A 15,551-nucleotide genomic window follows, 5' to 3' on the forward strand; every position below is an offset into this window, starting at 1 on the left:
AGTCTCTGACTAAGGTTTTCTTAGCAGGGTGTATCAGGTACTAACGAATGAGCGAGAATTTCGCAGAACTATTTGAACAGAGCCTACAGAACGTAGAAATGCGTCCAGGCGCTATCATCACCGGTACGGTTGTTGATATTGATAATGAAGTTGTTGTTGTTAACGCAGGCTTAAAGTCTGAAGGCGTTATCCCACGTAGCCAGTTTATGAGCGACAAGGGTGAGCTAGAAGTTAACGTTGGCGACGAAGTTGAAGTTGCACTAGACGCAGTTGAAGACGGTTTCGGTGAAACTCGTCTATCACGTGAGCGTGCTAAGCGCTTCGCTGCTTGGGGTGTGCTTGAAGCAGCTCACGAAGCAGAAGAAACGATTACAGGTGTTATCACTGGTAAAGTTAAGGGTGGTTTCACTGTGGAAGTACAATCTATCCGTGCTTTCCTACCTGGTTCATTAGTTGACGTTCGTCCGGTACGTGACACATCACACCTTGAAGGTGTTGATCTTGAATTTAAAGTTATCAAGCTTGACCAAAAACGTAACAACGTAGTGGTTTCTCGTCGTGCTGTTATCGAGTCTGAGAACAGTGCAGAGCGTGAAGAGCTTCTGGCTAACCTTGAGGAAGGTTCAGAGCTTAAAGGTATCGTTAAGAACCTTACTGATTACGGTGCATTCGTTGATTTGGGTGGTGTTGATGGTCTTCTACATATCACAGATATGGCGTGGAAGCGTATTAAGCACCCAAGTGAAGTGGTACAAGTAGGCGACGAAATCGACGTTAAAGTATTGAAGTTTGACCGTGAGCGTAACCGCGTATCGCTAGGTATCAAGCAACTTGGTTCTGATCCTTGGGTTGATATCAACGATCGTTACCCTGAAGGTGCTCGTCTACAAGGTCGCGTAACTAACCTTACTGATTATGGTTGTTTCGTTGAAATTGAAGACGGCGTTGAAGGTCTTGTACACGTTTCTGAAATGGATTGGACTAACAAAAACATTCACCCATCTAAAGTGGTTAACTTGGGTGATGAAGTTGAAGTTATGGTTCTCGATATTGATGAAGAGCGTCGTCGTATTTCTCTTGGTATTAAGCAGTGTGTGCCTAACCCTTGGAACGAATTTGCAGCGACTCACAACAAGAACGACAAAGTTTCAGGCAAAATCAAGTCAATCACTGACTTCGGTATCTTTATCGGTCTAGACGGCGGTATTGACGGTCTTGTACACCTTTCTGACATTTCTTGGACGGTATCTGGCGAAGAAGCCGTACGTGACTTCAAGAAAGGCGATGAAGTTGAAGCGGTTGTATTATCTGTAGACGCTGAGCGTGAACGTATCTCACTTGGTATCAAGCAAGTTGATTCAGATCCATTTGCTGAGTACTTAAGCGAGCATCCGAAAGGTTCTGTGGTTAAAGGCAAAATCATCGATGTTGACGCTAAAGGCGCAACGGTTGAGCTAGCTGAGAATATCGAAGGTTACGTTCGTGCTTCTGATATCGCTCCTGAGCGTATCGAAGATGCGAGCAAGCACTTGAGTGTTGGCGACGATATCGAAGCTAAATTCGTTGGCGTAGACAAGAAAAACCGTAATTTGACTTTGTCTATCAAAGCGAAAGACGCAGCTGAAGAAGCAGAAGCAATTAAAGAGTTCAGCAATGAGCAAGGCTCTAACTCTCCTGCGACTCTAGGTGATTTATTGAAAGAACAGTTAGGTGACGACGAGTAATTCACCACTGATTTTTCTTAAAATCATAAAAGCCCGGCATCAGCTGGGCTTTTTTTTGCTTTCCTGAAAGATGCAAATTTGTAAAAAATACCATATAATTAAAATAGTTAGATGATTTTTGCACCGAAATACTCCATACTATTGGGTATTCATTCAAATGGAGGTCTAGGCCAATGACAAAATCACAATTGATTGAGTGTCTAGTGGATAAAAATCCTCAGTTATCGGTTCGCGACGTAGAGCTTGTTGTTAAGTCGCTGATTGATCAAATGTCAGATACCTTGTCTGATGGTGGTCGAATCGAAATTCGTGGCTTTGGTAGCTTCTCGTTACACTACAGAGCGCCGCGTGTGGGCAGAAACCCAAAAACAGGTGAATCTGTCACTTTGCAGGGCAAGCATGTTCCACACTTCAAACCTGGTAAAGAGCTGCGTGAAAGAGTTGATGATGGGAAGGATCAACCGATTAAGCCTTAGCCATTCACTCTAGCTGCTTGTGGTGCTGATTGAAGGGCACTAACAGGCACCTGAAATATCTTGGAGCAAGTTTGCGTAAAATTATCGCCATCATCTTATTTGTGGTTGTGTTGATTATAAGCACTGTCTTTGCACTGAATAATAACCAAGAGACTGCTGTTAATTACCTATTTGGCAGCACAAACCTATCCCTTTCAATGATTGTGTTTTGGTCGGGGTTATCGGGGCTCGCTCTGGGGATTTTAGGCATGCTTATTGCGGTGTATAAGTATCGTCACCGCGTCAGTAGACAAAAAAAGCAAATAGCCAAACTAGAAAAAGAACTCAACCACCTTCGACAACAGCCTGTATCGAGCAAGGACCCTTTTTAAATGGAACAGTGGCTTCTCTATGGGGTCTTATCGCTTTTACCCCTAGCGGCTTTATCAGGTTTCTTAATGGGGCGGAAGCATCGAAAAGGCAAGCAGGATAGCAGCTTATCAAGCAATTATATCAAGGGATTAAACTACTTACTGAATGAACAGCCAGATAAAGCGGTAGATACTTTCATTGATCTACTAACAGTAGATACCGATACCGTCGAAACTCACCTCGCGTTAGGTAACTTATTCCGCAAACGTGGTGAAGTGGATCGCTCCATACGATTGCACCAAAATCTTATCGCTCGGCCACAGTTATCTTCGGAAGACCGCAACACCGCCTTATTTCAGCTTGGGCTGGATTACAATGCTGTTGGCATGTATGACCGCTCAGAAAAGCTGTTTAAAGAGCTTTTAGCGGATCCTGTGCATAAGAACGAGTCTTTAGTCCAACTTCTCAATATTCACCAGCTAACCCGCGATTGGGATGATGCTGCGAAGGTCGCTGAAGAATTACAATCGAGCCTGGGGGTAGAGCAGAGTAAGCCTATTGCCCACTTTTATTGTGAGTTAGCACAGCAAAATAGACAAGAAGGCGATGTTAAGTCTGCGCTCTCCAATGTTAAGAAAGCGCTTGCGATTAATCCAGACTCTGTACGAGCAAGTTTGCTGCAAGGTGACATTCACCTACAGCAAGAAAACTACAAACAAGCCATTAAGTCCTATCAAAGAATTTTACAGCAAGATATCGCTTTTTTACCTGAGGCTTTACCCAAAATTGCAGACGCTTACGATAACAGCAAAGATAAAACCGGTTATAAAGCGTTTCTGGATAAAAGCTTGGAGCGTGGCGCGGGAGTGTCTGTCTTGGTCGAGCTTTCTAAAATCGTTCAAGATGACAAAAATGACCGAGCAGCGGCCGCACTCATCGGTGACTTTTTGCAGGAGAGACCGTCGCTTAAGGGCTTGCAGCGGTTGATTGCATTGCATATCGAGCATGCTCAGGATTCTGCCAAGCCAAGCTTAGAGTTGCTGGATGGCATTGTAGAGAAACTCATATCAAGAAAGCCTCGCTATGCTTGTCATAATTGTGGCTTTGAGGCGAAAGCTATTTATTGGCAGTGTCCAAGTTGTAAAGAATGGAGCTCTGTTAAGCCTATTAAAGGGATTGAAGGCGAGTAATTTTCAATATGTAAGGTAAGTCATGTCAGATCCTAAAATTTTAGTCGCCCTAGACTACAACGATAAAAATCAAGCGCTCGCACTGGTCGAGCAGTTAACCCCTAAACTTTGCGGACTTAAAGTTGGCAAAGAGATGTTCACCTTATTCGGCCCTGAGTTTGTGAAAGAGCTTGTAGCCAAAGACTACAATGTCTTTCTTGATCTAAAATTTCATGACATACCAAACACGGTAGCGAAAGCTTGCCAGGCAGCCGCTGACTTAGGCGTTTGGATGGTTAATGTCCATGCGTCGGGTGGTCGTGTCATGATGGAGAAGGCGCGGGAAGCTATACAGAAGTGTGATAATAAGCCTATGCTGATTGCTGTGACTATGTTGACCAGTATGGACGAGCATGCTTTTAGCGAGCTTGGTTACGAAAGAGATCTTGCCGCTCAGGTGAGTCTATTAGCAAAAATGACACTAGACTCTGGACTGGATGGTGTTGTTTGTTCATCCTGGGAAGCTGAGCGACTAAAACAAGAGTGTGGAAGCCAGTTTAGACTTGTTACGCCTGGAATACGGCCAGAAGGAAGCGACAAGGGTGATCAAAGTCGAATTATGACTCCAGCTGAGGCTTTGAAGGCGGGGTCAGACTTTCTTGTGATTGGCAGACCTATTACCAAAGCGGACGACCCTTACCAAAGCTTGTGCGATATTTCTGATTCTATCGTAAGCCACTTGTAACCTAATAGCTGTTGCATTAATCTCCTCCTTGTTAATTGGTGACTTTGCCCGTTAACAAGGAAATTACATACCATATAAGGAGATTACTCATGAAATTTTTCGCATCTCTTGCGATAGTCATCAGCTGTTTTTTAACTCAAACTGTTACAGCACAAGATAAAGTCGATCGTCCCTCTAAGCCCAACCAAACTCAACAAACATTGTCTAAAGTTAACATCAATACTGCATCAAGTAGCCAGCTAGCTGCGACCTTGAAAGGTGTTGGCTTAAAAAAGGCTCAGGCGATAATTGATTACCGTAACAAATTTGGACCTTTCAAGTCGGTCGATGAGCTGACTGCCGTGAAAGGAATTGGTAGTAAGACGCTACAAAAGAATAGAGCAAAAATTTCTATTTAGTATCCCAGGTTAGATCTTGGCCTTTGCATCCTTGGGTTTACGCAAACGATGTTTTGGCCAGGATAAGCCTAAAATCAACCCCTGAATAAACCCAATAATGTGAGCCTCCTCAATCACATTACCGCCTAGCCATTCGTTGTATTCTGTTTCTGAGCCCAATAGCTGCGGCAAAAAGATTTTCAAACCAACTATCACCAACAATAGACCGCTAAGTTTAACGCCTAGCCTTAGTTCGCCTACCGCTGCGGCTGCAATAAGTCCATAAAGTGCCCCAGACATACCAACATAATGCTCTAAAGAAGGCACCCAGAGATGCAGTCCCACAATATTGCCAATAAAAAGTAATGCGAACCAGATGAGCCAGTCCGAGTTTTTTATAAGGTTAATGAACAGAAGCATAGTGAACCAGAGGCCAGCTAAGTTGAGCAGGGTGTGCCATAAGCCCAAATGGACAAAATTGGGGGTCAGAAAGCGCCAAAACTCGCCATCATTGACAGCTAGCCGGTCATAAGCCAGCCATAAGTTTAGCTTGGGGGATGCAAATATGAGAATAATGCAAATATGACTTAATATCAAAGGGATAGCATATTTCTGTAAAGTTCGTGACATAAGTAGTATTTATCAAATGTAAAATTTACTTCACGCTTTTATTTAATTATATTGATTAAAATTTATACACAAAAACCCATAACACAGGTTCTTTACAATAATAATATCGTTTAAAAGCAATAAGTTATGGTAATTACTCGGCGGATGCGTATTTCGTCATCCATTATTTATTTTGTTTTATATCCTATTTTTTTATCAATAACTACTGTTAGAGGAATTTAATTATGTTTGAATCTATCGCAATGATCTGCTATTTATCTATGGTACAGCCTCAAGAAATTCAACAACCTTTGTTTGATCCGAAGGAAGTTGCTCTTGGAGTATATACTGGAAGTAATGGTGGGGAGCCTGAAGAGGATCCTGAAGAAAAGGAAAGAAATTAATATTGCAGAACTTAATTATTGAATTGAACTTAGATAGTTTATTTACCGACTGGTTTACTGTTGGTCTGGTTCTTTGTCTAGTTCTTCACTTGTTATTCACCAAGCGTAAAAGCTTGGTGAATTTCTGTATGTTTTTGGTGGTGGTACAATTTATTAACTGGCAACTTAGCCCTTGGCTTTACGGGCACGAGCACGCAAAGTACCTATGGTATTTAACATGGATGATAACTGACATTGCAATTCTATTATACGTTGCCTACCGAGCGGTGATCAAAAAGTCGGTTACTAAAGAAGAACTTGCGGTCAGTGTGTTTACGACGATAGCTATATTCTTTTATATAGGCCGTTATATTGAACGCCACTTTACAGAATTTAGTTTTATAAAAGGTGCGCAGGGCTATGCACTTCCGTCTGTGAATATATGTATATTACTAGTTTTACTAACGCCAGTGTTGAAAGAGTTAGTACTGATATCAGGGAAACATTTGAATGGCATTACTATTTTTGGCCTACGGTTTAGTGTTAGCAGCATTCGCAGCAATGCTGTTCTGGCTGATCCTAAGGGCATATCGAAGCAAAAACGCAGAATCCTTTGAAGCCGGGTTTTCGGAGCAGGGACTCTTCGGTGAAGAAGAGAACATCGTTGATCTGTCGGCCTATCGCCGAGCGGATATTGTAGCCCTACGCCTACTGCAAGAGTACTCTCAGATAGAGACGAGCAACTTATCGGAGAAAGATAAGTTGAGAGAAATTTTAGTGTGGAACCAAAAGCTAGAAGATTTTGAGCGAAAGAATCGTAAGATCATTCAATCTCGTGGCTTTTTAAGGCCGGTCCAAGCGAGCTCAAAGAGCTCAACGGTCACTCCCCTAACTCGGATATAGTGATCGTACGAACGACAACAGAAGCGCCTTTTTAGGCGCTTTTTTTATAACTAAAAATAGATTAATAAAAAGAATAGGTTTAAGTCAATCTTGCATTGCTTTTAATGCATAAAAGACATGACAATTCAATCATTTAACTTGTCCTATCACCCGAATATTTTAATAAGTAAAATTTATCAAATGTAAAATTTACTTCACGTTTTTATTTAATTATATTGATTAATATTTATACAGTTAAACCCATAACGCTTGCTCTTTACACTAATAATATCGTTTCAAAACAATTAGTTATGGTACTCATTTGGCGGGTGCGCACTTCGTAACCCATTAATTATTTTGTTTAATTCAATTTTTTACGTGTAATCACAACTGTTGGAGACAATTATTATGTTTGAATCTATCGCAATGATCTGCTATTTATCTATGGTACAGCCTCAAGAAATTCAACAACCTCTGTTCGAGCCTAAAGAAACGGCTTTAGAGGTGTATACAGGTAACGGTGGTGGGGAGCCAGAAGAGGATCCTACCGAGGAAGAGCGTGATTAGTCTCTATAAGCAAGTAAAGTAAGTGACGAGATTTTTTAAAACCATTTTGTCATTTAGTTTTAGTTAAACTAAGCTTCTAAGGCTCATCACACTTACAAGTAATTAATCTGGCTAAGGCTAGTATTTAGGTGAAGGCGTAAGAAGAGGGTAGAACTCGTTGTTTAACTTTGTATTAGAGCTAAATTTATGGCAACCACTTAAGGATATTTTCACATTATCCTTAGTGGCTTGCCTGTTCTTACATCTGCTTTTTACTAAAGAAAGCCGTCTAGTGAGCTTTTGCATGTTGCTGGTTGTCGTGCAGTTTTTAAACTGGGCAATAAGCCCTGCTCTCCGTTCGCACGAGATTGCTATATATATTTGGTATATCACCTGGATGATTACCGACATACTTATTCTTGCATACGTTGCTACAAGAGCCGTTTTATCCGGAAAAGTACTCAAAGAAGAGTTTGCGATTTCTGTTCTAACGGTAGTGGCGATAAGTTTTAGTTTAGGACGTTTCATTGAAAGACATTTTACTGAGTTTGATTTTATCGGAAGCATACAAGCCTACGCCCTACAATCAGTCAATATCTGTATTGTTGTTGTGCTGGCTTTACCGGTAATCAAACAATTGGTGTTCATAGCTGGGAAAGAGTTAAATGGCATTACTATTTTTGGCCTACGGTTTAGTGTTAGCAGCATTCGCAGCAATGCTGTTCTGGCTGATCCTAAGGGCATATCGAAGCAAAAACGCAGAATCCTTTGAAGCCGGGTTTTCGGAGCAGGGACTCTTCGGTGAAGAAGAGAACATCGTTGATCTGTCGGCCTATCGCCGAGCGGATATTGTAGCCCTACGCCTACTGCAAGAGTACTCTCAGATAGGACGAGCAACTTATCGGAGAAAGATAAGTTGAGAGAAATTTTAGTGTGGAACCAAAAGCTAGAAGATTTTGAGCGAAAGAATCGTAAGATCATTCAATCTCGTGGCTTTTTAAGGCCGGTCCAAGCGAGCTCAAAGAGCTCAACGGTCACTCCCCTAACTCGGATATAGTCATCGTACGAACGACAACAGAAGCGCCTTTTTAGGCGCTTTTTTTATAACTAAAAATAGATTAATAAAAAGAATAGGTTTAAGTCAATCTTGCATTGCTTTTAATGCATAAAAGACATGACAATTCAATCATTTAACTTGTCCTATCACCCGAATATTTTAATAAGTAAAATTTATCAAATGTAAAATTTACTTCACGTTTTTATTTAATTATATTGATTAATATTTATACAGTTAAACCCATAACGCTTGCTCTTTACACTAATAATATCGTTTCAAAACAATTAGTTATGGTACTCATTTGGCGGGTGCGCACTTCGTAACCCATTAATTATTTTGTTTAATTCAATTTTTTACGTGTAATCACAACTGTTGGAGACAATTATTATGTTTGAATCTATCGCAATGATCTGCTATTTATCTATGGTACAGCCTCAAGAAATTCAACAACCTCTGTTCGTGCCACCCCATAAAGAGGTCGAGGTATACACTGGAACTCACGGTGGTGAGCCAGAGGAGGATCCGGATAAAGAAGAGAGAGATTAATTATTAGCAACTTTGTACTCGAGTTAAACCTTGAGGATCTACTAAACAACTGGTTTACATTAGGTTTAGCTAGCTGTCTAGGTTTCCACCTTTTGCTCACTAAGCAAAAAAGCTTAGTGAGCTTTTGCGCTTTTCTGGTCGTTTTACAATTTATTAATTTGCAACTCAGTCCCTGGGTATATGCTCACGAGCATGCAAAATACCTATGGTATATCACATGGATGGTTACCGATCTCTCTATTCTTTTCTTTGTAGGTTATCGGGCTGTGTTCAAAGGTACTGTTACGAAGGAAGAGTTAGCTATTAGCTGCTTCACTCTTATAGCTATTATCTTTCATATCAGCAGATTTATAGAAAGGCACTATTCAGAGCTTACCGTCATAAAAGACACTCAAGCCTACGCATACACAGCTGTGAATGTTTGTATTCTTCTCATTTTATTTGCTCCAATAGCCAAGCAATTGGTTGTAGTCGCTGGCAAGCAGATCAACGGCATAACTCTATTTGGTTTGCGCTTCAGCGTCAGTAGCGTGAACAACAACTCATCAGTATCGAACTCAAAAAACTTTTCCAGAAGGAAAAGAAGAAGAATCCCCTAAGTTATAGCGCCTCACTTATAAAATCCTATCTTTGGTATTTCACCAGATAAGTCTTGTTTGTCAGTAATTTACAATGAATATTATTACTCTCAAATAAAGACTTTGTATGTTGGGGAGTGGGCTAATAGTGGTAACTGAGGTGATATAAACAAAAACAGCGCCGATGGGCGCTGCTTAGTACGTAGTTAAGGATTCTATTTCAAATTTACAATACGCATTCCAAGCTCTTCTTTGGAGCTGTTGGCCCTGTAATTAGACAATATCATCTCAGCTTTTTCTTCAGGAGTCAGTTCAATGCCTCTAGCATTTGCTAACGACTCTACCAGAGTGATTATACGCTTTAGTGTATCAACTTCAGAAGAGTAGTCTATTTGGTTCGTGGTCTCATTGATGGGTACCAGTGTGAGTCTGAAACCAAGAGCTCGAGCTAGTGTATCAATTTTGTGAACGCCAGGATCTGTGGTCTTTCGTTCAAGGATCCGGTAAATAGTGGATTGGCTTATATTTGACTTGCGCTGCATTGAATAATCAGTTTCACCAAAATTATTCATCAGTTGCTTTAGTTGATCAATTATTTCACTCATATTGTATTCCAACAATGCAATTTTGACTTGATTTCAATGCATTAATGCATTAATATATATCCAAGATGTACTTTAATCTACTAGTTTAGTTTTATCACAGTCTTGCTAACAAATAAAGCAAACTTGAAAAAAATCGTAAGCTACTAAGTTTAAAGTAAAAATCAGACAATGTCTGATACAGTTTTCCTTCAGCTATATGGTGGGATTTGGCCGAGAATCATTTCTCGGCTTTTTTTTGCCTATCAAAAAGTAATTCTACGCTTTTCAAGGACATAGGCATTGTTGTCACAGGGTAAGACTTTTCTTGCTAATCCGCCAAATGTGAGTCACTTTTGATGTATTACTAAGTTAATACTGACTTACAACCTAATCAGTTAACATCGAATTTAACGTGCTCATTACTGCCCAACAATCGTAGTAACTGAGGAGTAACAGTCATGTTTTTCAGTATTCGAACAATTCTACCTGGGAGTATTTTCCTTTGAAAGAATAAACGGATTATTACTGGCGATCATGAGCTGATGGTTCATAGGTAGAGTCGGAAAGCGTCAAGCTTTTTCGCAGATATAAAAAAGGCCTCGCATCGCTGCAAGGCCTTTAAAATATGGCTCCCCCTGCTGGATTCGAACCAGCGACATATGGATTAACAGTCCACCGTTCTACCGACTGAACTAAGGGGGAATTGTTCGTTCAACGTTGTGTGCTGAACGGGGCGAGATAATAGACATATTTCGCCTCTTGGTCAACACCTTAGGTGAAAAAAATTTTAATTTGCTACTTTTTTGAGCCTTTCTATCGCTTTTTCAAGAGTTTCCATACTGGCTGCATAAGATAGCCGCATATGACCTGGTGCTCCGAACGCTGAGCCTGGTACTAAAGCCAAATCAACTTTCTCAATTAGAAGCTCTGCTAAATCCAAGTCAGAGTCACAGCCATGCTTATCGATTAGCCCTTGAACATTAGGGAAGGCGTAAAATGTACCGTCGCTTGGTAAACAAGTAATACCTTCGATAGCATTCAATTCTTTAAGCAAATAATCATGACGCTTTTTAAATGCGTCTAGCATGGGTTTAATGCAACTTTGATCACCGTTTAGTGCTTCGGTTGCGGCTGCTTGGCTCGGTGCTGCAGGGTTTGATGTGCTTTGCGACTGTATTTTTTTCATGGCTGCAATCAGGTTTGCAGGGCCGCCAGCATAACCGATACGCCAACCTGTCATTGAATATGCTTTTGAGACGCCATTGAGAACAATGGTGCGATCAAAAAGCTCTGGGCAAGCATTCAATATGTTGGTAAACGAGCCTTCTTCCCACAAGATATGTTCGTACATGTCATCGGTGGCGATAATGATATTCGGGTAGTCTTTCAGAACCTCACCGAGGGCCTTCAGTTCGTCTTTAGAGTAAGCAACGCCGGTTGGGTTGCTTGGACTGTTAATGACAAAAAGGCGAGTGCGCTCTGAAATAGCATTTTTGAGCTGTTCTGGCGTGATTTTCAGGTGCTGCTCAATATCGGTTTCGATGATAACAGGCTGCGCCTCTGCTAAGAGTGCCATATCTGGGTAGGATACCCAGTAAGGTGCCGGGATGATCACTTCATCGCCTGGATTTAATAGCGCTTGGCACAAGTTATAAAAACTTTGCTTGCCACCGGATGAGACCAATATTTGGTTAGGCTCATAGTTAAGACCATTGTCCCGCTGGAACTTATTGATCACTGCTTGCTTAAGCTCTGGGGTGCCGTCTACGGCAGTATATTTAGTCGCGCCATCATTGATGGCTTGAATCGCCGCTTGCTTGATATGGTCGGGTGTATCAAAGTCCGGTTCACCGGTTCCTAAGCCGACAATATCACGGCCTTGGGCTTTTAGTTCTTTTGCTTTCGCTGCAACCGCCAGTGTTGGCGATGGCTTGATCAGCTGTACTCTTTTGGATAGTTCGATTGTCACCGTGATCCCTCGATTTTTTTACAAAGTATGAGACAATAAGCGTCAATCATACTCCAAGTTATATCGCTACCCAAGCAGTTCTGGCGACCGTAAGTTAACGAAAGTAACCAAAAGATATAAGTCTATGAACCAAATTTTTGACATGAAGTCTCAGTTTCAGCCTGCTGGAGATCAGCCGAAAGCAATTGAACGCTTGCTTGAAGGGTTGGATGATGGTTTGTCACATCAAACACTTCTGGGTGTGACGGGGTCAGGGAAAACTTACACCATGGCGAACGTTATCGCCCAAAGTGGACGTCCGGCTATTATTATGGCCCACAATAAAACGTTGGCTGCGCAATTATACGGTGAGATGAAGGAATTCTTTCCTAATAATGCGGTGGAGTATTTCGTGTCTTACTACGACTATTATCAACCAGAAGCTTATGTACCAGCCTCGGATACGTTTATTGAGAAAGATGCGTCGATTAATGAGCACATTGAGCAGATGCGCTTGTCAGCGACTAGAGCGCTGCTCGAACGCCGTGATGCCATCATTGTAGCGTCGGTATCGGCAATATATGGCTTGGGTGATCCTAAGGCTTTCCACAGCATGGTGATGCATCTTAAAGTCGGAGATGCGATCGACCAGCGTTACATTTTAAGACGTTTAGCGGAGCTGCAGTATACGCGTAATGATATGGAGTTACAGCGTGCGACTTACCGTGTACGAGGCGACTTGATTGATATTTATCCCGCTGAGTCCGACAAGAACGCCATACGGATTGAGCTGTTTGATGACGAAGTAGAAACGATTCAAACATTTGACCCTTTGACGGGGGAAGTTCTAAAAAACCTTACCCGAGCAACTATTTTTCCTAAAAGCCACTATGTTACCTCTCGCCAGACTATCTTGGACGCGATTGAGCAAATTAAAGAAGAGTTGAAAGAGCGTCTTGCGCAGTTATATGACATGAATAAGTTGGTTGAGGCTCAACGCCTTGAGCAACGCGTTAAATTCGATATTGAGATGATGCAGGAGCTGGGGTATTGCTCAGGGATTGAAAACTATTCACGGTATTTATCAGGCGCTCAACCGGGTGAGCCGCCGCCGTGCTTGCTGGATTATTTGCCGCCAGATGCCTTGATGATCATTGATGAGTCACATGTGACGGTTTCTCAAATCGGAGCTATGTACAAAGGTGACCGCTCACGTAAAGAAACCTTGGTAGAGTTTGGTTTTCGGCTTCCTTCAGCGCTAGATAACCGACCACTCAAGTTCGATGAGTTTGAGCGAATTGTGCCACAAACAATTTTCATTTCTGCGACACCAGGAAATTATGAAGCAGAGCACTCAGGACAAGTAGTCGAGCAAGTGGTTCGTCCTACGGGTTTAGTTGACCCTGATATCGAGGTTCGTCCAGTTGGGACACAAGTGGATGATTTACTCTCAGAAATCAATAAGCGTGTTGCTGTGAATGAGAGGGTGTTGGTGACTACCTTGACCAAGAAAATGTCTGAAGATCTGACGGACTACCTTGCCGAGCATGGTACACGAGTCCGTTACCTGCATTCGGATATCGATACCGTTGAAAGAATGGAAATTATTCGAGACTTGAGGCTGGGTGAATTTGATGTTTTGGTCGGTATTAACTTGCTTCGAGAGGGGCTAGACATGCCGGAAGTATCTCTAGTGGCAATTTTGGACGCGGATAAAGAAGGCTTTTTGCGTTCCGAACGCTCCCTGATCCAAACCATAGGACGAGCTGCTCGAAATCTGAATGGCAAAGCAATTCTTTACGGCGACCGCATTACTGGCTCGATGAAGCGCGCCATTGATGAAACCGAGCGTCGTCGTGCAATCCAGTTAGCCTTTAACAAAGAGCACGGCATCACGCCACAAGGAATTAAGAAGAAAATTAACGACGTTATGGATACCGGTGGCTCAGGAAGAGGCAAGAAACGAGTAGCTGAGAAAAAAGGTGCTTACGACGTTCGAAGCCTGGCCGATAGTGTTGAAATGATAGAAAAACTAGAGAAAGAGATGCTTGAGAAAGCTAAAAACCTTGAGTTTGAGAAAGCAGCTGAAATTCGAGACAGAATTGAGAAAATTCGAGAGCGAAGTATTGCGTAGGTCACAAAATAAATAAAACCAAGGAATTAATTGGTAAGAAACCGCTCTGATGATAAAATTCGGTGGTCATCATCTAAGTAGCTCCGGTTAACCACTATGTAAAGGATTAAGCTTATATTAAGCAAGGCTTACATATTATCTGGTTATCAAATTTTGGGGCGAGGAACAATAATAATGAAACGATTGACGAGCTTGTTGCTTTTTATATTTCTAGCCTTCTTTAGTGCATCAGTGTTAGCCAACTCTGGTGTGGTTGATTTTTTTGATAAAAAAGTTAATAAAATCAATAGCTTCCTTACCAATAATCATCAAAAAGCTCGTCAGAATCCTGAAAAAATAATTCAATTTGTGGACAGTGAACTGTTAGAGGTGTGGTCGGCTAGAAATACCATGCGTGCTTTGCTCGGTCCATCACGCTGGAAGCAGCTATCACAGGATGAGGTTCTTGAGCTCACTCGCGCTTATGAGCAGACCATTAGGCGCTACTTATTTGAACTACTAGATCAATACGATCAGCAAGTAGCGACGGTAAAGGACGTTCGGTTGAATGACCGAGGCAATAAAGGCTGGTTGCGAGTTAATATCGAAAGCCCTTCTTTGCCAACATTACCCGTAGACCTGAAGATCTACAATGAAAATGAACAATGGACGATCTATGACTTTAGTTTTCAAGGGATTAGCTTTGTTAACATGAAGCGAAGCTTGTTCAGAAGCACTTTTGACTCGAAAGGCGCTGCTGGTGTCGTTCGGTCCTTAAATGAAAAGAATCAAGAATTCAATCAAACAGTAGCGACAATCGGTAATGAGTGACAAAGACAAAAGTGAAGCTACAGCTTGGTACTTAGTGCACTGTAAGCCTCGTCAGGAGCTAAGAGCTGAAGAAAACCTTGAAAATCAATCGATTAACAGCTTTTTACCGTTAATGTCTATAGATAAAGTGGTTCGAGGAAAAAGGCAGATGGTTGAAGAAGTGATGTTTCCGGGCTATTTGTTCGTCGAGCTTCCACTTAGTGGTGAGTTATGGGCCAAAATACGCTCAACCAGAGGTATTCGAGATTTCGTTCGTTTTGGGGGGAAACCTGCTCGAATTTCGCTAGAACTGCTAGAGCAGTTGAAAGTGCTTGAAACTAATCTTGTCACAAACACTGACGTGGGTACGCCTAAAGAAGGTGATCGAGTAAGAATTTTAAGAGGCCCTTTCAAAGATTTAGAAGGTGTGTTTCAGATGGCCGATGGTGAGCGTCGATCAATAGTCTTACTCAATATCTTAGGAAAAGAAAGTAAGCTTGAGCTTTTAAATAAAGACATTGAGAAAACCTAAACTAGATTTTTTAATTATTAGCTATTTCTGGTTTCGACTAGATTCTTAAACCTATATAATAGCGCTCGCTTGGAAAAGTGCGGATATATAAAAATTACAATAAAAAACAGAAGGATAGGCA

18 protein-coding genes and 1 tRNA gene are annotated in these 15,551 nt (G+C 41.6%); 15 read left to right on the forward strand and 4 right to left on the reverse strand.

Translation table 11 applies throughout. The features are described 5' to 3' along the window. Positions 1-47 precede the first annotated feature (47 nt). The 6 genes from rpsA to ABD943_RS10645 all read left to right on the forward strand — a co-directional run bounded on the left by rpsA (position 48) and on the right by ABD943_RS10645 (position 4,863). Positions 48-1,724 (forward strand): 30S ribosomal protein S1, encoded by a 1,677-nt coding sequence (gene rpsA / locus ABD943_RS10620; protein ID WP_345293163.1) that lies wholly within the window; start codon positions 48-50, stop codon positions 1,722-1,724. A 173-nt stretch (positions 1,725-1,897) separates the two neighbouring features. Then, on the forward strand, positions 1,898-2,200 hold the full coding sequence (locus ABD943_RS10625) for an integration host factor subunit beta (RefSeq protein WP_345293164.1): 303 nt from the start codon (positions 1,898-1,900) through the stop codon (positions 2,198-2,200). Positions 2,201-2,271: 71 nt separating this feature from the next. Next, entirely contained in the window at positions 2,272-2,571 is a 300-nt protein-coding gene (locus ABD943_RS10630; RefSeq protein ID WP_345293165.1) for a LapA family protein, read from the forward strand. Further along, complete coding sequence (gene lapB / locus ABD943_RS10635) at positions 2,572-3,741, forward strand: lipopolysaccharide assembly protein LapB (RefSeq protein WP_345293166.1); 1,170 nt, start codon at positions 2,572-2,574, stop codon at positions 3,739-3,741. It abuts the gene before it with no gap. A 22-nt stretch (positions 3,742-3,763) separates the two neighbouring features. After that, positions 3,764-4,465 (forward strand): orotidine-5'-phosphate decarboxylase, encoded by a 702-nt coding sequence (gene pyrF, locus ABD943_RS10640; protein WP_345293167.1) that lies wholly within the window; start codon positions 3,764-3,766, stop codon positions 4,463-4,465. An 89-nt stretch (positions 4,466-4,554) separates the two neighbouring features. Then, complete coding sequence (locus ABD943_RS10645) at positions 4,555-4,863, forward strand: ComEA family DNA-binding protein (RefSeq protein ID WP_345293168.1); 309 nt, start codon at positions 4,555-4,557, stop codon at positions 4,861-4,863. Positions 4,864-4,872: 9 nt separating this feature from the next. Here the strand turns inward: ABD943_RS10645 and rrtA are convergent, their stop codons facing one another. Next, positions 4,873-5,472 carry a rhombosortase gene (gene rrtA, locus ABD943_RS10650; protein WP_345293169.1) on the reverse strand — a complete coding sequence of 200 codons (600 nt, stop codon included), beginning with the start codon at positions 5,470-5,472 and terminating at the stop codon, positions 4,873-4,875. A gap of 224 nt (positions 5,473-5,696) precedes the next feature. Between rrtA and ABD943_RS10655 the strand changes: the two genes are divergently transcribed. The 6 genes from ABD943_RS10655 to ABD943_RS10680 all read left to right on the forward strand — a co-directional run bounded on the left by ABD943_RS10655 (position 5,697) and on the right by ABD943_RS10680 (position 9,464). Further along, complete coding sequence (locus ABD943_RS10655) at positions 5,697-5,855, forward strand: hypothetical protein (RefSeq protein ID WP_345293170.1); 159 nt, start codon at positions 5,697-5,699, stop codon at positions 5,853-5,855. Between the two features lie 489 nt (positions 5,856-6,344). Beyond that, the gene (locus ABD943_RS10660; RefSeq protein ID WP_345293171.1) at positions 6,345-6,737 is read left to right on the forward strand and encodes a hypothetical protein; all 393 of its coding nucleotides are present in this window, start codon (positions 6,345-6,347) and stop codon (positions 6,735-6,737) included. A gap of 387 nt (positions 6,738-7,124) precedes the next feature. Beyond that, positions 7,125-7,283: a hypothetical protein gene (locus tag ABD943_RS10665; RefSeq protein ID WP_345293172.1), complete on the forward strand. Its 159-nt coding sequence runs from the start codon at positions 7,125-7,127 to the stop codon at positions 7,281-7,283. Between the two features lie 157 nt (positions 7,284-7,440). After that, positions 7,441-8,034, forward strand: coding sequence for a hypothetical protein (locus tag ABD943_RS10670; RefSeq protein WP_345293173.1), 594 nt, complete (start codon positions 7,441-7,443; stop codon positions 8,032-8,034). Between the two features lie 672 nt (positions 8,035-8,706). Continuing rightward, a complete protein-coding gene (locus ABD943_RS10675) occupies positions 8,707-8,865 on the forward strand; it encodes a hypothetical protein (protein ID WP_345293174.1) in 159 nt (52 codons plus the stop codon). A 92-nt stretch (positions 8,866-8,957) separates the two neighbouring features. Further along, a complete protein-coding gene (locus ABD943_RS10680) occupies positions 8,958-9,464 on the forward strand; it encodes a hypothetical protein (protein ID WP_345293175.1) in 507 nt (168 codons plus the stop codon). Between the two features lie 194 nt (positions 9,465-9,658). On the opposite strand, the gene ABD943_RS10685 is transcribed toward ABD943_RS10680, so the two are convergent. From ABD943_RS10685 to ABD943_RS10695, 3 genes are all read right to left on the reverse strand, one after another. Further along, entirely contained in the window at positions 9,659-10,048 is a 390-nt protein-coding gene (locus ABD943_RS10685; protein ID WP_345293176.1) for a helix-turn-helix domain-containing protein, read from the reverse strand. 605 nt (positions 10,049-10,653) lie between these two features. Further along, positions 10,654-10,729 (reverse strand) — tRNA-Asn (locus tag ABD943_RS10690). 85 nt (positions 10,730-10,814) lie between these two features. After that, positions 10,815-11,996, reverse strand: coding sequence for a pyridoxal phosphate-dependent aminotransferase (locus ABD943_RS10695; protein ID WP_345293177.1), 1,182 nt, complete (start codon positions 11,994-11,996; stop codon positions 10,815-10,817). A 124-nt stretch (positions 11,997-12,120) separates the two neighbouring features. Between ABD943_RS10695 and uvrB the strand changes: the two genes are divergently transcribed. From uvrB to rfaH, 3 genes are all read left to right on the forward strand, one after another. Then, positions 12,121-14,109, forward strand: coding sequence for an excinuclease ABC subunit UvrB (gene uvrB, locus ABD943_RS10700; RefSeq protein WP_345293178.1), 1,989 nt, complete (start codon positions 12,121-12,123; stop codon positions 14,107-14,109). Positions 14,110-14,283: 174 nt separating this feature from the next. Beyond that, entirely contained in the window at positions 14,284-14,919 is a 636-nt protein-coding gene (locus tag ABD943_RS10705) for an MlaC/ttg2D family ABC transporter substrate-binding protein (RefSeq protein ID WP_345293179.1), read from the forward strand. Beyond that, complete coding sequence (gene rfaH, locus ABD943_RS10710) at positions 14,912-15,430, forward strand: transcription/translation regulatory transformer protein RfaH (protein ID WP_345293180.1); 519 nt, start codon at positions 14,912-14,914, stop codon at positions 15,428-15,430. Before ABD943_RS10705 ends, rfaH begins: the two co-directional genes overlap by 8 nt. The last annotated feature ends 121 nt before the right edge of the window (positions 15,431-15,551 follow it).

Source organism: Kangiella marina, assembly GCF_039541235.1.
GTDB lineage: Bacteria > Pseudomonadota > Gammaproteobacteria > Enterobacterales > Kangiellaceae > Kangiella > Kangiella marina.